Origin of the sequence: uncultured Nisaea sp., from assembly GCF_963974195.1 — a bacterium.
Lineage (GTDB): Bacteria > Pseudomonadota > Alphaproteobacteria > Thalassobaculales > Thalassobaculaceae > Nisaea.
The window spans coordinates 59,970-78,954 of the sequence record NZ_CAXBDC010000006.1 but is presented as its reverse complement, the minus strand read 5'-3'; the positions used below and the strand labels follow the sequence as shown (position 1 = coordinate 78,954).

The 18,985-nt window shown below is 60.8% G+C and carries 18 protein-coding genes; 6 read left to right on the top strand and 12 right to left on the bottom strand.

Translation table 11 applies throughout. The annotated features are described in order from the left end of the window. Window positions 1–260: 260 nt before the first annotated feature. On the top strand, window positions 261–1,523 hold the full coding sequence (locus AAC126_RS02805) for an MFS transporter (RefSeq protein ID WP_339849827.1): 1,263 nt from the start codon (window positions 261–263) through the stop codon (window positions 1,521–1,523). An 81-nt stretch (window positions 1,524–1,604) separates the two neighbouring features. Continuing rightward, window positions 1,605–2,879 carry a hypothetical protein gene (locus tag AAC126_RS02800; RefSeq protein ID WP_339849824.1) on the top strand — a complete coding sequence of 425 codons (1,275 nt, stop codon included), beginning with the start codon at window positions 1,605–1,607 and terminating at the stop codon, window positions 2,877–2,879. 27 nt (window positions 2,880–2,906) lie between these two features. Here the strand turns inward: AAC126_RS02800 and AAC126_RS02795 are convergent, their stop codons facing one another. The 4 genes from AAC126_RS02795 to AAC126_RS02780 all read right to left on the bottom strand — a co-directional run bounded on the left by AAC126_RS02795 (window position 2,907) and on the right by AAC126_RS02780 (window position 7,544). Continuing rightward, window positions 2,907–3,644 carry an SDR family oxidoreductase gene (locus AAC126_RS02795; protein WP_339849821.1) on the bottom strand — a complete coding sequence of 246 codons (738 nt, stop codon included), beginning with the start codon at window positions 3,642–3,644 and terminating at the stop codon, window positions 2,907–2,909. Then, window positions 3,641–4,966, bottom strand: a complete 1,326-nt coding sequence (locus tag AAC126_RS02790; RefSeq protein WP_339849818.1) for an FAD-binding oxidoreductase — start codon at window positions 4,964–4,966, stop codon at window positions 3,641–3,643. The genes AAC126_RS02795 and AAC126_RS02790 overlap by 4 nt, the downstream gene beginning before the upstream one ends. A 100-nt stretch (window positions 4,967–5,066) precedes the next feature. After that, window positions 5,067–6,476: a UbiA family prenyltransferase gene (locus tag AAC126_RS02785; protein WP_339849816.1), complete on the bottom strand. Its 1,410-nt coding sequence runs from the start codon at window positions 6,474–6,476 to the stop codon at window positions 5,067–5,069. 147 nt (window positions 6,477–6,623) lie between these two features. Next, a complete protein-coding gene (locus AAC126_RS02780) occupies window positions 6,624–7,544 on the bottom strand; it encodes a dihydrodipicolinate synthase family protein (protein WP_339849815.1) in 921 nt (306 codons plus the stop codon). A 199-nt stretch (window positions 7,545–7,743) separates the two neighbouring features. On the opposite strand from AAC126_RS02780, the gene AAC126_RS02775 reads away from it, so the two are divergent. Continuing rightward, complete coding sequence (locus AAC126_RS02775) at window positions 7,744–8,742, top strand: rhodanese-related sulfurtransferase (protein WP_339849813.1); 999 nt, start codon at window positions 7,744–7,746, stop codon at window positions 8,740–8,742. Beyond that, on the top strand, window positions 8,735–9,418 hold the full coding sequence (locus AAC126_RS02770) for a glutathione S-transferase (protein WP_339849811.1): 684 nt from the start codon (window positions 8,735–8,737) through the stop codon (window positions 9,416–9,418). Before AAC126_RS02775 ends, AAC126_RS02770 begins: the two co-directional genes overlap by 8 nt. Before the next feature lie 54 nt (window positions 9,419–9,472). Here AAC126_RS02770 and AAC126_RS02765 read toward each other — a convergent pair whose 3' ends face one another. The 5 genes from AAC126_RS02765 to AAC126_RS02745 form a co-directional block, all read right to left on the bottom strand. Then, the gene (locus tag AAC126_RS02765) at window positions 9,473–10,174 is read right to left on the bottom strand and encodes a copper resistance protein B (protein ID WP_339849809.1); all 702 of its coding nucleotides are present in this window, start codon (window positions 10,172–10,174) and stop codon (window positions 9,473–9,475) included. Between the two features lie 3 nt (window positions 10,175–10,177). After that, window positions 10,178–11,929, bottom strand: coding sequence for a copper resistance system multicopper oxidase (locus AAC126_RS02760; RefSeq protein WP_339849806.1), 1,752 nt, complete (start codon window positions 11,927–11,929; stop codon window positions 10,178–10,180). Window positions 11,930–11,987: 58 nt separating this feature from the next. Further along, window positions 11,988–12,536 carry a cupredoxin domain-containing protein gene (locus AAC126_RS02755; protein WP_339849803.1) on the bottom strand — a complete coding sequence of 183 codons (549 nt, stop codon included), beginning with the start codon at window positions 12,534–12,536 and terminating at the stop codon, window positions 11,988–11,990. An 80-nt stretch (window positions 12,537–12,616) separates the two neighbouring features. Continuing rightward, window positions 12,617–12,934: a hypothetical protein gene (locus AAC126_RS02750; RefSeq protein ID WP_339849801.1), complete on the bottom strand. Its 318-nt coding sequence runs from the start codon at window positions 12,932–12,934 to the stop codon at window positions 12,617–12,619. 143 nt (window positions 12,935–13,077) lie between these two features. Continuing rightward, window positions 13,078–13,452, bottom strand: coding sequence for a VOC family protein (locus tag AAC126_RS02745; RefSeq protein ID WP_339849798.1), 375 nt, complete (start codon window positions 13,450–13,452; stop codon window positions 13,078–13,080). A gap of 135 nt (window positions 13,453–13,587) precedes the next feature. On the opposite strand from AAC126_RS02745, the gene AAC126_RS02740 reads away from it, so the two are divergent. Continuing rightward, window positions 13,588–13,992, top strand: coding sequence for an ester cyclase (locus tag AAC126_RS02740; RefSeq protein ID WP_339849796.1), 405 nt, complete (start codon window positions 13,588–13,590; stop codon window positions 13,990–13,992). 124 nt (window positions 13,993–14,116) lie between these two features. Here the strand turns inward: AAC126_RS02740 and AAC126_RS02735 are convergent, their stop codons facing one another. The 3 genes from AAC126_RS02735 to AAC126_RS02725 form a co-directional block, all read right to left on the bottom strand. Then, on the bottom strand, window positions 14,117–15,223 hold the full coding sequence (locus tag AAC126_RS02735; RefSeq protein ID WP_339849794.1) for a hypothetical protein: 1,107 nt from the start codon (window positions 15,221–15,223) through the stop codon (window positions 14,117–14,119). A gap of 164 nt (window positions 15,224–15,387) precedes the next feature. After that, a complete protein-coding gene (locus tag AAC126_RS02730) occupies window positions 15,388–16,317 on the bottom strand; it encodes a hypothetical protein (protein ID WP_339849792.1) in 930 nt (309 codons plus the stop codon). Window positions 16,318–16,459: 142 nt separating this feature from the next. After that, window positions 16,460–17,356 (bottom strand): LysR family transcriptional regulator, encoded by an 897-nt coding sequence (locus AAC126_RS02725; protein ID WP_339849791.1) that lies wholly within the window; start codon window positions 17,354–17,356, stop codon window positions 16,460–16,462. 144 nt (window positions 17,357–17,500) lie between these two features. On the opposite strand from AAC126_RS02725, the gene AAC126_RS02720 reads away from it, so the two are divergent. Beyond that, window positions 17,501–18,940, top strand: coding sequence for an MFS transporter (locus tag AAC126_RS02720; protein WP_339849788.1), 1,440 nt, complete (start codon window positions 17,501–17,503; stop codon window positions 18,938–18,940). The last annotated feature ends 45 nt before the right edge of the window (window positions 18,941–18,985 follow it).

Sequence of the window (18,985 nt, the reverse complement as noted above, 5' to 3'; positions counted from 1 at the left end):
TGAAGGATGTGGAGGATGCGCAGACCGCGATGGTCACGGCGGCGAAGGATCTCTCGGATCGCGGCGAGCTTGTGATCGGCGGCTCCGGCGGCGACGACGAGCTGGTGTACTGAGCCTTACAAGACAAGCCACACCGGCCACGTCACGACTGTTTCAAATCCGTCACCTGTATTGAAATAAACCGGCCACAGGTCGTATCCGTGGCAGCAATGAGGCCAGATCCCTGATCTGATTCCGGAAGTCACCAGAGTTGTCTTCCGATGTTCCAGCGCTACATTCCAGAACTGCTCCGTCACACGCCCGCTCCGGGGGCGAGGGGATTCGCCGTGCTTGCCGGCACGGAAGCGATCACCCGTGGCATGCTGATCTCCGTCTTTCCGATCGTGATGTACCGGGCATACCGGGATTCCAGCCTGGTTTCGGAGATCTATTTCGCCGTCGGCCTGTTGTCGATGATATGGGGCCTGCTGGTTCCCTGGCTGGTCCGTTTCGTGCCGCGCCGCTGGCTCTATACCGGGGGCGCCTTCAGCTACATGCTCAGCGCCTGCCTGATGGTCTTCGGCGACGGGCAGATCGTCACGGTTGCGCTCGGCCTCAACATGGCGGCGACGGTGACGATCTTCGTCTGCTTCAACGCCTATGTACTGGATTATGTCGCCAGTGCGGATCTCGGGAAATGCGAGACCCTGCGACTGTTCTACAGTGCCGCCGCCTGGACCGTCGGGCCGGCAGGCGGTGTCTGGCTCCTGCAGCTCTGGGAGCCCGCGCCATTTCTGATCGCCGGCTGTTCGGCCATGACCCTGCTGGCGATCTTCTGGTGGATGCGGCTTGGCAACGGCAAGCTGATCACCCGGGCCCGGGCGCCGACACCGAACCCGGTGGCGTATCTCGCCCGGTTCTTCGCCCAGCCCCGGCTGGTCGCCGGCTGGCTTTTCGCTGTGTTCCGGTCCTGTGGCTGGTGGGCCTATGTGGTCTATGTCCCGGTCTTCGCCATAGAGAGCGGCCTTGGCGAGAATGTCGGCGGCACCGTGCTGTCTCTCAGCAATGCCATGCTGTTCGCCACCCCGGTGATGCTGAAATGGATCGAGCGCCGCAGTGTCCGCACGGCGGTCCGCACCGGTTTTCTGTGCAGCGCCGCCGCTTTTCTCGCTGCCGGGGCAAGCGGTGCCTGGCCCTGGGTTGTCGTCATCCTGCTGATGATCGGCTCGGCCTTCCTGGTGCTGCTGGACATCTGCGCCGGTCTGCCATTCCTGATGTCCGTCAAACCGTCCGAACGGACCGAAATGTCCGCCGTTTATTCCAGCTTCCGCGATGTCTCGGGCATCCTCTCCCCCGGCGTTGCCTGGCTGGTGCTGTTGGTCGCGCCGATCTCCGGCGTATTCGCCGTCACCGGTCTTGGTCTTCTTGCCTCCTGGGGACTTGCCGGCAGGTTGAACCCGCGACTGGGGTGGCGCATGTCGAAGCCGAAAGCTGGGGAGCCGGATGTGTCAGGCCCCCGGGTACTGCCCGCCGGAGAAAATTGATAGCCCTTCCGTTGACCGGCAATATGGTTGCGGCAGGGCCTGTGCCACGCGATAGTCCGGCGCTTTAGACAATGTCCTGCCATGAAGGATCGACCGGCGCCGATGACGATCATGCGAAAAATCAACGACCTCTTCGATAATTCGTCGTCAGTGCCGGTGAAAGTGCTGCTCCTGTTGCTTGCCGCCGGTTGTCTGGCCGGGCGTGATCCGACATTGCTTGCCGCACCGCGTTTCTGGGCCGAGGAGATGACCGTCTATTTCGCGGCGGCGCTTGAGGGGGACGGGGCACTCGACGTGCTGACGCAGACCCATCTCGGCTATTACTCCTTCATCGCCAATTTCGCGGGCTGGCTCGCGGCACAACTGCCGCTGGAGCGGGCGCCCTATGGCACGCTGGCCGTTGCCGGGGTGATCCAGCTTGCGCCGTTCGCGATCATTGTCTTCGGCCGCTCACCCTTGTTCGCCAGCACCGCGCGGAAACTTTTGGCGGGTGCGGTGCTTCTTGTCTTCGGTGCCGCCGGTGAGCTGTTTCTTAATGCGGTGAACAGCCAGGTGCACCTGGCTGTAAGTGTCGCCCTGATCTATCTGGAATTGGTCCGTGAGCCGGAGCGAGGCTTGCGGGCCGTACTGACCGGCATTGCCGCGCTTGCGGCCGTGTCCAGCCCGCAAGCCTGCTTTACTACGCCAGCATTTTGGCTGCGCTGGTGGTACCGGCGCAAAACAGCGGATCTTTGGATCGCTCTCGTGTTGACTGCCGGCTGTCTGTTGCAGGCGGCCGTGGTTCTATCCGGCAATGGTGGCGGCGGGACCTCGCGCTTCAGGCTTACCGAGGATATTGGCGAATGGCTGCAGGGCATGATCGAGGCGGTGATGCGTTATCCCGTTTTTGGCAGCTTCTCGGACAATCACGGCTGGATGGTGCTGATGATTGTCATTGCCGGATCGCTTACCTTCGCCGCTTTCCAGATCCGCGTGTTGCGGCAGGGACCCCGGCGTGACTGGCTGCTGCTGGCCTGGGGCGTTTCCCTGCTGTCGATCCTGGCATCACTTGGGATGAGAGGGGGCGACCGGTACATGATGTTCGGCTCGGTCTTGCTCGGCTTGTTGCTGATGGCGGCGGTGTTGGATCCGGAAGAGCCGCCGGTCTGGCGCAGGATCGCGGGAGGATTGCTGGCTGCCGGGTTGTTGCTGCAGGCCGTCGACTGGCAGCCCCGCCTTGCCGGGTTTCACGATCCTGTCTGGTCCACCTGGTCAGATGAAGTGCGTGAGTGGCGGTCGGGCGAGACGGACCGGGTGCGGGCGCACCCGCAATGGCCCGGCGTCAACTGGTCGATTACGTTGCCTCCGGCTGAATAGCCGGGTGGGAAACCGGCATGCGTTCCGTCAGATCTTCATTTTCTTGAACAATGCTTCCGGGATGTTCCGGATGATTGCCATGATCAGCCACCAGACCGGGCGGACATAGAGCGTATTGGTCTTGCGTTCCGTCGCACGGGCAATCGCGCTTGCGACCTCTTCCGGCTGTGCTGTCAATTTGGCGGGCAGATCCATGCCCTCGGTCATCCGGGTGGCAACGAAGCCGGGCAGCACGGTGACGACATGCACGCCTCGCGATGTCAAGCGGTTGCGCAGACCGGACAGGAAGGCCGTGAAGCCCGCTTTCGCCGAGCCGTAGATATAGTTCGTTGCCCGTCCGCGTTCGCCCGCGACGGAGCTGATGCCGATCAGAATGCCGGACCCACGCTTGGCAAAGCGGTTGGCGAGGATGGCGAGGATACTCGCCGGACCTTCGTAATTGCTGCGCATGACCGTGATTGCCGCCGGGATATCCGTTTCGCTCGCTTCCTGACTGCCCATAAGTCCGATGGCGGAAACGGCGACTTCCGGCAGCTCGGGAAGGCTGTCGACAAAAGTGTCGTGCGTTTCCGTGGCCAAGGCATCGAACTCATGCACTGTGACCGTAACGCCGTGCCGGAGTGCGATATCGGCCCTGTCCGGTTCGAGGCTGTCCGCATTGCGCGCGGCAAGCTGGACCGGATGTCCCAGAGAGGCGAATTTCTGCGCCACGGCCTTTCCAATATCCGAGCGGGCGCCGAGAATGAGCACGGGCGATTTGGTCAAAGCGAAAGCCTTTCTGCTTGCGAGGACTGGAACCGGTCGGACCAGGAGCGCGCGTCGCGCGTCTGTTTGAAATCCTGGGCGCGGGGATCGGCTTTGTGTAGCGTTTCCGCCTTCATTCGGCTGTCCTTGGCCAGATAAAATCGCCCGCCATGATCGAGGGTGATCTGGTCAAGCTCATCCATCAGGGCGAGCGTTCGCCTGTTTACCGGAAAGTCGAGAGCGAGGGTATAGCCTGCCATGGGGAAAGAGAAGGCACTCTCCTGCTCTCCGAAACGCTTCAGCACGGCCAGGAACGAGCCGGCACCGATGCCGGATGTGGCTTCCAGCAAGCGGGTCAGCCCCTGCTCCGAACGCTCCAGCGGCAGGACGCACTGAAACTGGGCAAAGCCCTTGCGACCGTAAAGCCGGTTCCATTGCTGGATGGCGTCGAGCGGATAGAAATAGCTGTCCCAGTCAACAAGCCGTTCGCCCGTCTGACGTTCTCCTGCCCGATAATAGAGCGCATTGAAGGCCCGCACGGTCAACGGGTTCAGCAGGAAGGCAGGCATGTCGAAAGGAATCGACAGCGGGCGTTTGCCTGGAATGTCAAAGGGCTGCCGGGCCCGCCCGACCGGCAGATCGGTAAGGCCCGCATGCTCGCCCAGCATGACAAGGGAGCGCCCAAGATTTTGGCCTGTGCCGAGACAGTCGATCCAGGCGACGGAATAGGTCGCGTCGCCAGACTGTTCGAAAATTTCCATGGCGGTTTTCAGGTTAGGCGCGGGGTGAGTTGTCTGGCGTATCCACCCGCTCTCGACAGGGCGTAGACTGATCGCTGCGCGCAGGACTATTCCGGTCAGGCCCATGCCGCCGAGGGTATGTTCGAACAGCTCGGCATGTTCCGTCCGGGAGCAACGCCTGATCATGCCGCCGGAATCCAGAATGTCGATCCAGTGGACACATTCCCTGAAGCTGCCGTCCTTGTGATGGTTCTTGCCATGCACGTCGGCGGCGATCATGCCGCCCAGCGTGACGAATTTGGTGCCTGGGGTGACGGCTGGGAACCAGCCTCGGGGCAGAAAGGCTGAAATGATATCGCCCAGTATCAGACCCGCTTCGGCGGTCAGCAGTCCTGTCTCCGGATCAAAGGCCAGCATCCGGTTTAAATGTCGCATCTCAACGGTGCCGGAGGGGTTGATTGCACTGTCCCCGTAAGCCCGGCCATTGCCGCGTGCGATCACGGTCTTTGCGCCAGCTACCAGCTTTTGCAGGGCATCGATATCGCGCGGCGCATTCATCTGCGCGTCGATGACGGGGGTACGGCCCCAGCCTGACAGCTTCATAATGTGGCCTTTACCCGGCCGTATCGCTTCAGGACAGCCGAAGTTTTATGGCTGCGCTGTTGGGGCGGAAAACCAGTCAGGATAACGGTCCTGAGCAATGTCACGGGATCATCCCCGTCAACACACAGACAATGATGACAAGCAGGCAGAGCTGGCTGATCCTGTCTTTTGCCGCATAGATTACCGGGTCGTCATGCATATGACCGCGATGTGCCACCATGACGGTGCGGGTGATCCAGTAGATCAGAACCGCGGCCACACCCCACAGGGCTTCGGGGCGCGGGTAGAGATCGGCGACGGCGGGCGAATTGGTATAGAGCGCCATAACCAAGACGGCGACATAGCCCGCCCCGATGGCAATCATCGGCATGATCGGAAGGTCATCGACATGATAGCCCCGGCCGACGGTCGTGAGATTGCCGTGCTTGGCGCTGTCGACAAGTTCTGCCTGCCTTTTAACTGCGGCAAGGGATAGGAAGAAAAAGATCGAAAAGGCCAGTAGCCAGACAGACAGAGTGGTTTCCATCGCCACACCTCCAGCTACGATCCGGATAGTGTAGAGGCCGGCGAGCACGCAGATATCGATCACGATGCGGCGTTTGAGATACAGCGAATAGGCCGTGGTTAAAACAAAGTAGCCGGTCATGACCATCAGGAATTCCCAGCCGATGACTGCAGCTGCAAGAGCGCCAAGCCCGAACAGCAGAACGATCAGCCAGATTCCGTGCGCGATCGGAATACGACCAGCGGCAAAAGGGCGGTTCTTCTTGCGTGGGTGGGCTCTGTCGGCGGACAGATCGAGCAGGTCGTTCAGAACATAGACGCTGGAGGCAACCAGGCTGAAGGAGGTAAAAGCAAGAAACAAGACTAGGAATGTTGCTGCATCGAACTGATGAGCTGCGAGCATGGGCAGGAATACCAGCACATTTTTCAGCCACTGGTGCGGCCGTAAGGCCTGGGCGTATGTATGAAGGGATGGCGCGGCAGTCGAAAGGTGCTCAACAACAGCGCACACATGTTCGGCCTGTCGGCGCAAAGCAGCTGATGCATTGACCGTTATGGCTTTGCCTGCCCGGCTCCAGACCGGCAGATCCGCAGAACAGTCGCCCATATAGGAAAACCCATTGATTCCAAAGCGCTGATCGAGAAACGTGGCTTTGCGCGAACCTTTGAGATTAGTGTTGCCGTCCGAGCCATGGGCCTCGTCAAAGATACCGAGTTGCTCCGCGACACTATCCGCGATGGCCTGATCGCTGGCGGTGACCAGGGCCGTCTGCCCGCCAGCTTCACGCCAAGTTTTGATATAGGCAATTACATCGGGATCGTAAGGCAGTGTTGCAGCATCGATCTGCGCGGTATCCGCGAGGCGGCGTTTCAATGCAGCCCGCCCCCCAAACAAGGAGGCCACAGCCAGGAATGGTGTCCGCCAATCGCCTCCAAAAGCTGACCAGAAGGTCTCGTAGAGCATGTCGCTGCGTAACAGGGTACCGTCGAGATCGACGACGAGCATTTCATTCTTATCTAAAGCCAAGCCGCCACTGCCCCAGTTTCCAGATCCGATTCATGCCTGGAAGTTTTACCCCGTAAGTACACGGAATGCAGCTCTATCTGTGGACGAGATGAAGAAGCCACACCTATCCGGTAGCTGGAAAGAACCTCACTGTCCCCACTTCAGCGCAAGCGGATCAACCTCCCGGGCCAGCTCCAGCAACTGCGCCCGCGTCTCGGGATGCAGCGGGGCCACCGGGTGGCGGACATGTTCGCTCGCGATTACACCGCCTTCCTTCATCACCGCCTTGCTGGCGCGCCAGCCGCACTGGCGGTTCTCGAAGTTGATCAGCGGCAGCAGGCGCTCGTAGATCCGTTTCGCTTCCGCCCGGTCGCCTTTGAGGTGGGCCGTGATGGCGGGGCGGATCAGGTCCGGGATCATGGCGGAGGTCATGGAGCCGGTGGCGCCGGCATCGAGATCGGCCAGCAGGGTGATTGCTTCCTCGCCATCGAACGGACCTTCGATGGCATCGCCGCCTGCTTCGATCAGGGCGCGAAGCTTTGCCGCAGCCTGGGGCACCTCGATCTTGAACAGCTTCACCTGTTCGATCTCTTTCGCCATGCGCACCAGGAAGGGCACGGAGAGAGCAACGCCGGAGAGCGGCGCGTCCTGCACCATGATCGGGATACCGCCGGCCTGACTGGCGCGCTCGAAATGCTCGAACATGCCGGTCTCGTCAGCCTTCAGCGCGGCGCCGTGATAGGGCGGCATCATCATCACCATGGCGGCGCCCATTGCCGCTGCTTCGCGGGCCCGGGTCTCGACGATGCCGGTGGAGAAATGGGAGATGGTGACGATCACCGGAACGCGGCCCGCCGTGTGCTCAAGGCAGAGCCTGGTCAGGTCCGCCCGCTCGGCATCGCTCAGGAGGAACTGCTCGGAGAAATTGGCGAGGATGCAGATCCCGTCCACACCCTGATCCACCATGCAGTCGATCACGCGCTTCATGCTCTCGAAATCGACAGCGCCATTGTCGGTGAAGGGCGTCGGGGCGACCGGCCAGATGCCGGAATAGGGTTTGCTGGTCATGGTGTTTTTCCTCCCTCAGTATTTTTGCACGCAAGATGAGCCGATCCGCGAGCTGTGTCACTTGCCGATCCGTACAGTGTGTTGCTTCGGTTCTGATATGATCCTGGGATATAATTCTGGCGCCAACTTGCATTTGGCGTCATCACACCGCAGGAACGCGCACTGCGACTGAAGATGAGGATTGAAGGAGCTTCCTGAATTGACGGATGCGTCACACATCGCTGCACCTGATAACGATGCCCCGTTTGTGGTCGCGGCGCTTTACAAATTCACCGCCCTGCCGGATTTCGAAGCCCGCCAGCCAGCATTGCTGGAAGCCTGCCGGGCAGCGGATGTGTATGGCACGCTTTTGCTGGCGTCCGAAGGCATCAACGGCACCATCGCGGGCAGCCGGACTGGTATCGACGCGGCGCTTGCGCATATCCGCCTTATTCCCGGCTGTGACGATCTGGAGCTGAAGGAATCCTTCGCCTATGTGAATCCGTTCTTCCGCATGAAGGTGCGGCTGAAAAAAGAAATCGTCACGATGGGCGTGCCGGACATCGACCCGCGCGAAACAGTCGGCACCTATGTCGAGCCTGACGCCTGGAACGACCTGATCAACGACCCGGATGTCATCCTGATCGATACCCGAAATGCCTATGAAGTCGGTATCGGCACTTTCAAAGGGGCAATCGATCCCGACACAACCACTTTCCGCGAGTTTCCGGACTGGTTCAGGGGGCAGGAGAGCCTGTCTCCCGAGGCCGTGCGCGGTAAGAAGGTGGCGATGTTCTGCACCGGCGGTATTCGCTGCGAGAAGGCCACCGCGTTCGTCAAGCAACAGGGCATCGAGGACGTCTTTCATCTGAAGGGCGGGATTCTGAAATATCTCGAAACCGTTCCCCCGGAAGAGTCCCTGTGGGAAGGGGAGTGTTTCGTCTTCGACCAGCGCGTGTCCATAAAGCACGGCCTTGAACTTGGCAGCTACGATATGTGCCATGCCTGCCGCAGGCCGATTGACGAGCAGGACAAGGCGTCATCCTTCTATGTGCCCGGTGTTTCCTGCCCGTCCTGTCACAGCACCAGCGACGCCAGGCAGAAGAAGCGTTTCGAGGAACGTGAGCGTCAGGTGGAACTGGCGGAGCAGCGGGGGGAGAAGCATATCGGCACGTCTCATAAAGCGCCGTCAGCCCGCTCCGGGGATGGACGTGACTGAAGGGTCGGCCACAACCGGCCCGGAGGCAGCCAGCCGTCCGCTCCCGGTTCTCTATTCATTTCGCCGCTGCCCCTATGCCATGCGGGCGCGGCTGGCCCTGACGGCAAGCCGGCAGGATTGCATGCTGCGTGAGGTTGTCCTGCGGGATAAACCCGCGGAGATGCTGGAGATTTCGCCAAAGGGAACGGTCCCCGTCCTGCATTTGCCCGATGGGCAGGTGCTGGAGCAAAGCCTCGACATCATGCGGTGGACGCTGGCGCGCCATGATCCGGAAGGCTGGCTCACCCCGGAGAGGGGCGGCCTAGCGGAAATGGAAGTGCTGATCGCTGAATGCGATGGCACCTTCAAGCATCATCTCGACCGCTACAAATATGCCGTCCGGTACGACCCGGAAACCGATCCTCTCTATCATCGCGGTGAGGGTGCGGTTTTCCTTGGACGCCTGAATGAGTGTCTGAAAGACCACGCCCAGCTGTTCGGCTCCCGGCCAAGCCTTGCGGATTTCGCGATTTTCCCGTTCGTCCGCCAGTTCGCCAATACCGGCCGGGAATGGTTCGATGTCCAGCCCCTGGCCGATTTGCAGAGCTGGCTTTCTGGCCATCTGGAGTCAGAACTGTTCCAGTCAGTGATGCGCCGCAGGGATGGTGCAGACGGCACGGCGCGGTTACTGCCTTAGCAAGGCGGGGTGGGTGTCCCCCGGAGAAACAGGCTCCCCGGGGGGCGTCACTGCCTAGAACATCAGCTTGAGGCCGACGACGAGGGAGACCGCGTTGTTATCTTCTCCTTCGGCTTTGACCAGCCGTCCGCTCTCGCCAAATGTCCGCTCCCAATGGATGCCGACATAAGGGGAGATTGCCCGGTCGATCAGGTCGTAGCTGAGACGGCCGCCGATCTCCAGCTTCGGGCTGAAGGCCGCCCGCAAGGTCGCTTCATCATCGGCAAGTGGCAGATCCAGCTCAATGCTCGGCGTGAAGATGATCCGGTTTGTGATCAGACCTTCATACTCGACCTCGAAGCGGGCGGACGGGTATTCCGAAAGGAAGAGGTCCGCGTCCAGCTCGAACCATTGCTTGGCGAGGCCATGCAGACCGAGCACGCCATAGGTCCGGCGCGGGCCTTCGTCCGGGCTGTCATGGCGCACTCCGGCAACTGCATCGAAGAAGGTGCTCACCGGGACCTGCAGACGGAGCTGGTTCTCCAGGGTCTCGAAGTTGTCCGGTCCTGTGGCGTATTCCGCCTCGCTGCGCCAGACGGCTTTCAATTCGTCCGTGCCGACAAAGGCATCGGCATCCCAGGCGAGCGCCTTCGAGCCTTCGCCACTGCGCCACTCCAGTTGTTCCGCCTGGACCCCCCAATAGAGCTGCTCGGCGGATACCGGGCTGGCGAGAAGGAAGGCGGATAGGGCAGACAAGACTGCGTAACGTGCAAACATCGCTTAGCCCTCCGTTTTCATGGATTGGCCCGCCGATGTGCTCTTCGGTCCACCTTCGACGATGACCTTGCGGAACATGCCGCTGTCGGCGTGGTAGGAGAGATGGCAATGGAAAGCCCACTGACCCGGCACGTCGACTTCGGTCTCCGTGAAGACCGTTGTTCCGGGGGCAACGCTGATCGTGTGCTTGACCGGGTTCCACTTGCCCTTGCCTGTATCGAGGATCGACCACATGCCATGCAGATGCATCGGGTGGGTCATCATGGTCTCGTTGACGAACTTGAAGCGGACCCGCTCGCCATACTGCAGGCGGATTGGCTCCGCGTCGGCATATTTGACGCCGTTGATCGACCAGATATAACGCTCCATGTTTCCGGTCAGGCGCAGCTCGATCTCGCGGGTTGCGTCGCGGTGGGGATAGAGTGGCTTCTGGGTCCTCAGATCGTTGTAGGAGAGGAACTTGCCGCCGTTTGCCGCTGTCGGTGTAAGGCCGCTGCCCGAGGCATAGAACGGGTCCGAGCCCCCCATATTCATCTTGCTGTGGTCCATGCCTTTCATGCTGGAGCCGTCAGGCATCGTATGCGCGCCGCCGGGCATGGCCATTTTGCTGTGATCCATGCCTTTCATGGTCGCGCCATCCGGCATCGTGTGTGTGCCGTCCGGCATGGCCATGGAGCCATGATCCATACCTTCATGGGCCATGCCCATGTCTGCCATGGTCAGGAGTGGCGGTTTGCGCAGGTCGGGGATGTCTCCCTTCATGCCATCGGTCGTGGCGAGTGTCCCGCGCACGGACGATGTCCGGCCCATGGATTCCGCGAAGATGGCATACGGCCCGTCTTCCTTCGGCTGGACGAGAACGTCGTAGGTCTCGGCAACGGCAATCCGGAACTCGTCGACCGGCACTGGGAGGACGTTATTGCCGTCTGCCTGCACCACCGTCATTTTCAGACCGGGTATCCGGATGTCGAAATAGGTCATGGCCGATGAATTGATGAAGCGCAGGCGGATGCGCTCTCCGGGCGTGAAAAGGCCGGTCCAGTTCTGTACCGAGCTCTTGCCGTTGATCAGCGGGGTAAAGCCCTGCAGGTCCTCGATGTCGGTCGGCATCATCCGCATGTCGCCCCAGGCGGAACGGTCCGACAGGGCGGCATCGAGGCCTTTCTCTCTGGTATCCTGGAGGAAGTCGAACAGGGTACGCTGCTGCCGGTTGTAATAATCCGGCATCATTTTCAGATTGCGCATGATCCGGTTGCCGCCATGCGGGTGCGCATCGGTCAGCTGGACCACATATTCACGGTCATAGCGGAACGGCTCGCGCTTCTGTGGTTCGATGACGATCGCACCGTAAGCCCCATCCGGCTCCTGAAAGCCACTGTGGCTGTGGAACCAATAGGTGCCGCTCTGAGTGATAGGGAAGCGGTAGGTGAAGGTCTCGCCGGGGGCGATGCCGTCATAGCTGATCCCTGGCACGCCGTCTTGCTCGAAGGGCAGGATCAGCCCGTGCCAATGGATCGAGGTCGGCTCGCTGAGGTTGTTCGTCACCTTGATGGCGACATCCTCGCCTTCCTGAAAACGCAGGACGGGCCCGGGCGTGGCACCGTTATAACCGATGCCGGTGCGGGTGAAGGAGCCTGTATCGACCGTGACCGGGTCGACGGTGAGTGAATATTCGCCGGCCGTGGCGGCGCCCGAAAGCGATGCCGCCAGACCGGCGCCGAGCAGGAATGCCCGGCGCAACAGTCCGATTGTCATGGATGTTTTCCAGTCGAATATATGGTGATCGGCCGCTTTGCGGCTGCGCACGCCTGCGTCAGTGGCTCAGTTTGACCTTGCCGTGCATGCCGGTCTCGTAATGGCCCGGCACATTGCAGGCGAATTCGAGCTCGGCATGTTCCGGAAAGGTCCAGATAACCTCGCCCGATTTGCCCGGCTCCAGCAGCACGCTGTTCGCCTCGTCATGCATGCCATGCCCCATGGAAGCCTGCATGGCCTTCGCGGCCTCATGATTGATCCGGTCCGGCTCCAGCACGCCATGCTCGACCATCATCATCATTTCCGGACGGTGGGCCTCATGCATCGCGGCTGTCGCGATGTTGAACTCGTGCACGAACTCACCGGCATTGCGGACGATGAAGCGGATCGTTTCGCCTTCCTTGATGTCCAGGGATTCCGGCTCGTAGAAGTTGTCGTTCATGATGATTTCGATGGTGCGCGAAACCTTGGCGGGATCGCCTGGTTTGCCGATTTCCATACCGTGGCCGCCGCCATGGGAGCCGGCAGCAAGAGCCGGGTCGGAGGCAAGCAGGGTAAGCGAAAGGGTGGCGCCGAGGACAGCACCAAGGATATTGTAGGAGGACATGTGTGTTCCTTCACGAACTGATTGGATTTCGAGTTAAGCGGCCCGCATTGCTGGCGGAGCGTGGTGTGATTGAAATCCGGTCAGGTACGTGGAGGCGGCGTCTCAGCGGCGGGACTGATCCCCCGGAGCTGTGCTTCCGGAGCTTTGAAAAGCAATAAGCCGGTATGGCTGGGAGATACCGATTGCCCGGCTTCCGGAGGATGGAATCCGGTAAGGCAGTGAGTTGCCGTCAGGTCGGCACATGTTGCGAACTGCATGTCCAAACAGCCCATGCCCGGGCAGGAGGCGGCACTGACAAAGGTGTCGCCCGCATGATCCGCCGCCGCGCTTATGACGGTGTTTTCTGCCGGCATGCCGTGCCCGAAAGACGGAAGCGCGGTCATCACCAGAATCGTCATTGCTATGAATGCTGTTCGCCACATGAACGGTTTTGTGGGGCTTCCCCTTACTGGAAGGTCAAGCAGTGAATTCTATCCGCGTCATTTTTTATGCTGCTTGATCGTCAGCGCCCAGCAATTCAGCCATCTTTGCTCCGGAGGTATTACTGAAAGCTCGCCTCGTCCCGGAGGGAGCAGAGATTGCCGTCCGGGTCGGTGAAGTTGGCGATGGTACCCCACGAATAGGTTTCTATCTCCAGCGCGACGCCCTTGGCCCGCAGTTCCGCTGCGGCAGCTTCCACATCCGCGACATTGAAGCGGAGTTTGGTCGGGTTTTGCGAGAGGCTTTTCCGTGCGGCTGGAGGCGGGCCGCCGACCTCGATCATCAGATACGCATCGCCGAAGGCGCAGCAGGTGAGATGCGATCCGGGCTGGTCTTTCGCATACATGACCGGAAGGCCGAGTGTTCCGGTGTAGAATTCCACGCAGCGCTCATAATCAGCGGTGAAAAGGATGATGCCGTGGCGTGTGAAGTCCATTGTCATGTCTCTTACTGATTATGCCGATGGACTAGAGTTTGCCGGGCAAGCTAAATAAGCAAGAAAATTCTTGTTTAAACTTGTGCACCTTCAATCCGGGCGGTATCGCCCATTGTTGTCTTTTGAGGAGCCTTCATGACCAACAAAGAGATCGTTCAACGTTTCAATCACGCCTGTCTCGCCGGTGGAGACGCGGAGGTTTTTGAGCAGATCTTTCATCCGGATTTCGTGAATCACACGACGATCCCGGGGATGGGCAGCGGGATAGACAGTATGCGGAATGCGATCTTCAATCTGCTACATGTCGGGCTTTCGGATATCCGGGTCGAGATCGATGACCAGCTTGAAGAGGGCGACAAGGTCGCGACGCGGAAACGCATCCTGGCCCGTCATACGGAGACTTTGGCGGGTGTCCCGGCGACTGGGAGGGAGGTCGAGATCAATGTGTACGATATCGTCCGCCTCAAGGGCGGCAGGTATATCGAGCATTGGGGGCTGAACACGCTGCCTTTGGTCGTGCAGTCCCTCAAGAGCGCATAAGCGATCAGCGGAACAGGAGGCATGGGACGGTTTCCGTGCTTCCCCAGTCGCTGCTCTGAGCCTTGTCTGGGCGCAACGCCTGCATGAGCTGGCAAGAAGTCGTCTAACGCGTTGGGACTGAATTTCAGCCCTGCAGCAGGGCATGGAGGCCGTAATAAAGGATGAAGGCGTTGACGAAGGCGAGGTAGTAGAGGCCGGTCATGAAGTAGGCCTCCATCTGTGGCGACTTTGTGGAGAGCACCAGGATATACCGTGCATCGGTCGGGCCGCGCACGATCAGCACGAAGAGGACGGCATTGATCATCAGATGGCCGATGGCATCGACCAGACCGAACTCGAAAATTCCGAGTACCAGCAGGGTCTGGAAGGCGAAGGCGATCAAGCGGGTCGCGACCGAGGCCGCGCCCAGCAAGGTGAAGATGATCACGAACTCCACGAACCCGGCCAGCACCATGTAGGTCTCGGGGGCGATACCCATCAACAGTGCAGGGTGTTTGGCCAGCAGCGGATAGGTCCAGTCCGGAAAGGCGAATTTCTCGATCGAAAGCCAGAGAAAATTAATCCCGGTGACAGCGTAAAGGGTCACGAAGCCAGATTTTTTCCAGCCATATGAGGCGCTGGCGGTCGCCATGAAGAAATAGGCGACGGCCGGGAAGATCAGGTAGTCGATCAAATGGAAAACGCCGTAATGGTGCAGTGCCAGGGCGTAGAGCAGCAGAATTCCCGCACCGAGCAGCGGTGTGGTCCACCGGCTTAGCGCACAGAGCGCCAGGGCGAGTTGGAACCAGGGCAGCCAGACCTCATCGGCAATCAATTCCGGCGCCAGGTAGAAGCGGATCCCGCCGAAGATGGCCATGGCCCAGGTCGATGCAAAGAACAGCCCCGCCGCCCCGCGCATGATCAGGATCGAAAGCCCGTCGAAGACCTTCAGCCGCTGGTGGAACGTCTCCATGACGCCGCGCCTCAACGCGATGCGGTCGACCACGAAGAACAGGTACACAAGGACGACCGAGATCAGGAAGAAAGTTACGAAAGTTGGGCTCAGTACGGCGTCGAGAGGTTTGGGCTGGGCCGAGACGTCGAAGGGCTCGAACCACTTGATATGCGCCGCTGCGGGCGAAGCGATCAATATCGTTGCAAGCAGGACTGCGAGGGTACGGCCCATCTTCATTGCGTATTGTCGGGTTTCAGGCGGTGGCGCGAAAGCGCCTCGCTGGTTCGTCGATTCCATTTTGCCCTCCGCCGTGTCCATCTTTGGCCTATCCTAATGTCGTCATAGCCATGATTTTTATGCAAGATTTGAGATCGGTATCAAAAAATGCAGTGCCATCAGGAAAATCCGGCTTGTAGATCTTGCGCATCCTGCCGGAGACCTCTCAAAGAGGGGTGAAGTGATCACGCGAGGATATTGACCGGGGCGGCGGTAAGAGGCGTGGCGGAAGTTGTGGCTGCAAGAGCCAATACGGGGCCGGGCAGGGTTGTGAGACCCTGTTCGACCTCCCCGAGGGATTTCTCGATATCATCGACATCCCGGCGCAGGTTCCGGTCTTCCTGCACTCTCAATTGGGATTTTGCGCTCTCGAGGATTTTCTTGATCTCTCCCTCGACGCTGCGGACCAGCTCCTTGAAGATGGCGTACGGGTCCGACAGGGAAAAGCCGGTTGTCGTTTTGCCGGAGTTGTCGGAAGGGGCCGGGGAGAGGCGCTGCTCCTCGCGTTGTTCCTGTTCTTCCGCGCGGATTTCCTCGGGCGTTTCTGGCTCCACCTCTGCTGCGACCGCACCTTCGTCAGTCTCGCCAGTGCGGACGGTTTCCGCCGAGGGCGCTTCCGGAGAGGTTGCAGGTTGAAAAACGGTTTCGCCGCCTGCGGCTTCCGTCGGGGCTGCGTCCGTAGTCTGCGATGAGCCGGACGCGGCTGGAGTCGCGGTGGGGATACCAGCCGGTGCTTTACCGCCATTCGCGGCGGCATATTCCTTGACCGCGGCGGCAAGCTCCCGGCTGAGCCGGGCTGCCTGCCGGGCCATGGCTTTCGGGTCGCCCGATCCCAGCATGCGAAGCGCCTTGAGCTGCTCCTTGATGCGCTGGATTTTCTCCATCGCGGCGGCTTTGCGTTCGGCGCTCTGGTCGACTTCGGCGGCATTGAGCTGAGCGGAGGCATTACGCGCTTCGCTCAGTTTTTTCGAAATCTCTTCCGCCTTTTCCGGGTCGGTCTTTTGCAATCGGGACAAAAGGGATGTGGCCTGTCCGGCCGGACTGTTCGCAGCGGTGCCCGCGCCGGCAAGCCGGGGCAGGGAAGCGGAATAGGAACTTGATAGAGTGCCGACCATTGTCTGACTTTCTGTCACGCATGGAAGTGCGATTACGACGGAGGACTGGCTGACAGAGTACCCGTAAAACATGTGTCGGGCCAGAAATTTACTAACCGGGTGCCGGCAGAGTGCCGGCCCTTCGGCCGTGTTTCACTGATTGTCAGGCGCTGCCTGTGCAGATCTCGCGCACGCATCCACGCAGCCAGCGGTGGACCGGATCGGCATCCATGCGGGGGTGCCAGAACAGCGAAATGGTGAAACCCGGCGGCTCGACCGGCAGAGGGAAGCTGTGCATGCCGGCGCGCAGATTACCCGTATAGCGCTCCGGCACCGTGGCGATCAGGTCGGATGCGCGGGCGAGGGAGAGGGCCGTCGCGAAGCTGCTGACGATGGTTACGATCCGGCGCTCCAGCCCCAAAGGCTCCAGCATCTCGTCGACCGGGCTGACGGCGCGGCTACGGCGAGCAACGGTGACGTGGGAGCCCGCCGCATAACGGGCGGGTGTTACGTCTCCGTCACTGAGGGAGTGGCCTTTTCGCACAACGCCGATGAAACGGTCCCGGAACAGCGCCTGCATGCGGACTTCCGGCCCGACTGCCCTGCCCAGCACACCGGTTTCCATATCGACGGTTCCATCGCGCAGCGGGGCGCTGTCCTTGTCGGTTTTCTGCACGAAGCGCAGCTGGATACCGGGCGCCTCCTGCCTGACGCGCTCGATCAGGGGAATGCCGAAATTCTCCACGAAGCCTTCGCGGGTGCGCAACGTGAAGGTCCGCTCCAGGTTTTCAAGGTTCGGCATTTCGGCGGGCTGCAGGACTGCCTTGGCATCAGCCACCAATTGGCTGACCTGTTGCTGCAGGGCTAGCGCACGCGGCGTTGGCACCAGACCACGCCCGGCCCGAACCAATACCGGGTCGTTCATGCTCTCGCGAAGCCGCGACAAGGCCCGGCTCATGGCCGACGGGCTCAGTTGCAGGCGCTCCGCCGCCCGGGCGACGCTGCCTTCGGTGAGCAGCACATCCAGGGTGAGAAGCAGGTTGAGATCAGGCGTTTGCATGGAGGGAGCATAGCACCGGCGGATCTCTTTGATAGGGCGTTATATGCAGTAATTGAATGCAACTGCTGCGTCTTCTGCATGTTTTGGCGCGCTCCTAATGTCCGGATGGCTCCAGGTCAGGGGCGATGGAAGATGGAGTGTGAGTTGAAAGCAATCAGTACGGAACATGATGAAGCGGCGCTCGAGGGCGATGTCCAGGCAAGATCGAGCCGGTGGGTGCTCCTGGGGCTTGCCCTGTCGATGCTGCTGCCGTTCCTCGGGGTCAGCAGTGCGAATGTGGCCCTGCCGACCTTGATGGACGTTTTCAGCGCTCCATTCGGTCAGGTGCAGTGGGTCGTTCTGTCCTATTTGCTCACGATTACCGTCGTGATCGTCAATGCGGGGCGGCTTGGCGATCTGCTTGGGCACAAGCGGGTGTTGCTTGGCGGCATCCTCCTGTTCACGGCAGCCTCGGCCCTGTGTTGCATCGCGCCGACATTGCCGGTGCTGATCGCCGCCCGGGCACTTCAGGGGCTGGGCGGTGCCGTTCTGATGGCGCTTACCGTGGCGCTGGTACGCGGCGCGGTTCCGGAAGAGAAGACCGGAAGTGCCATGGGGCTGCTGGGCAGCATGTCCGCTATCGGCACGGCACTTGGCCCGTCGCTCGGCGGGTTTTTGATCGCGGGACCGGGCTGGCGCGGGATCTTTGTTGTAATGGTACCGCTGGGCATTGTGACTTTTCTGCTGGTGCGCCGCTATCTGCCGGAAGATGGCATGCGGGAGGGGGCAAGCCGGAAAGGCTTCGATCTCTGGGGCACCCTGTTCCTCGGACTGACATTGGCGGCCTATGCGCTCGCCCTGACGGCCGGGGGAGAACATTTCGACCGGGTGAGGCCATTCCTGATCCTGTCGGCATTCGGGTGTGGCGGTCTTTTCCTGCTCGTCGAGGCACGGGCATCCGCGCCCCTGATCCGGCTGGCGGCCTTCCGTGATGTGGGGCTGAGCGCGGGGCTGATGATGACGGCCCTGGTATCGACCGTGATGATGGCGACGCTGGTTGTCGGGCCGTTCTATCTGTTCCATGGGCTTGGTCTTGAAGAGATGATGGTCGGCGCCGTGATGTCCGTCGGTCCCGGCGTTTCCATCCTGTGCGGCGTCCCCGCCGGACGCATCGTCGATCGGCTGGGGGCATCGGCCACGGTGACCGCAGGTCTTGCCGTCATGGCAGCGGGAGTATTGGCCCTGATCGTTTTGCCGCCCATGGCAGGTATGGCCGGATACATCGCGGCCATCGCCTTGCTGGCGCCCGGCTATCAGTTGTTTCAGGCCGCGAATAACACGTCGGTCATGGCGGGGGTGCCGCAGGATCGGCGCGGTGTCATTTCCGGCTTGCTCAGCCTGTCGCGCAATCTCGGTTTCATAACCGGCGCATCCGTCATGGGCGCAATATTCGCCTTTGCCTCGGGGAATGCGGAGCAGTCCGCGCCGGGGCCTGAGGCGGCGGCCACCGGCATGCAGGCGAGCTTCATTGTTGCCGGGGCGCTGGTCGCGCTGGCGATTACCCTCTCGATCGGAAGCCGTCTGCTGTCGAAACGAAATTGGTGATCCGTGGAGAGGCAAGGCAGAATGATCATGCTCTTGCTGTCTGCG

What these genes read in the sequence shown, in the direction of transcription:
- AAC126_RS02730 (WP_339849792.1), bottom strand. Translation starts at nt 16,317, where the DNA reads ATGGTCGGCACTCTATCAAGTTCCTATTCCGCTTCCCTGCCCCGGCTT.
- AAC126_RS02750 (WP_339849801.1), bottom strand. Translation starts at nt 12,934, where the DNA reads ATGACGATTCTGGTGATGACCGCGCTTCCGTCTTTCGGGCACGGCATG.
- AAC126_RS02760 (WP_339849806.1), bottom strand. Translation starts at nt 11,929, where the DNA reads ATGACAATCGGACTGTTGCGCCGGGCATTCCTGCTCGGCGCCGGTCTG.
- AAC126_RS02740 (WP_339849796.1), top strand. Translation starts at nt 13,588, where the DNA reads ATGACCAACAAAGAGATCGTTCAACGTTTCAATCACGCCTGTCTCGCC.
- AAC126_RS02735 (WP_339849794.1), bottom strand. Translation starts at nt 15,223, where the DNA reads ATGGAATCGACGAACCAGCGAGGCGCTTTCGCGCCACCGCCTGAAACC.
- AAC126_RS02785 (WP_339849816.1), bottom strand. Translation starts at nt 6,476, where the DNA reads ATGCTCGTCGTCGATCTCGACGGTACCCTGTTACGCAGCGACATGCTC.
- AAC126_RS02725 (WP_339849791.1), bottom strand. Translation starts at nt 17,356, where the DNA reads ATGCAAACGCCTGATCTCAACCTGCTTCTCACCCTGGATGTGCTGCTC.
- AAC126_RS02780 (WP_339849815.1), bottom strand. Translation starts at nt 7,544, where the DNA reads ATGACCAGCAAACCCTATTCCGGCATCTGGCCGGTCGCCCCGACGCCC.
- AAC126_RS02755 (WP_339849803.1), bottom strand. Translation starts at nt 12,536, where the DNA reads ATGTCCTCCTACAATATCCTTGGTGCTGTCCTCGGCGCCACCCTTTCG.
- AAC126_RS02790 (WP_339849818.1), bottom strand. Translation starts at nt 4,966, where the DNA reads ATGAAGCTGTCAGGCTGGGGCCGTACCCCCGTCATCGACGCGCAGATG.
- AAC126_RS02800 (WP_339849824.1), top strand. Translation starts at nt 1,605, where the DNA reads ATGAAGGATCGACCGGCGCCGATGACGATCATGCGAAAAATCAACGAC.
- AAC126_RS02745 (WP_339849798.1), bottom strand. Translation starts at nt 13,452, where the DNA reads ATGGACTTCACACGCCACGGCATCATCCTTTTCACCGCTGATTATGAG.
- AAC126_RS02765 (WP_339849809.1), bottom strand. Translation starts at nt 10,174, where the DNA reads ATGTTTGCACGTTACGCAGTCTTGTCTGCCCTATCCGCCTTCCTTCTC.
- AAC126_RS02805 (WP_339849827.1), top strand. Translation starts at nt 261, where the DNA reads ATGTTCCAGCGCTACATTCCAGAACTGCTCCGTCACACGCCCGCTCCG.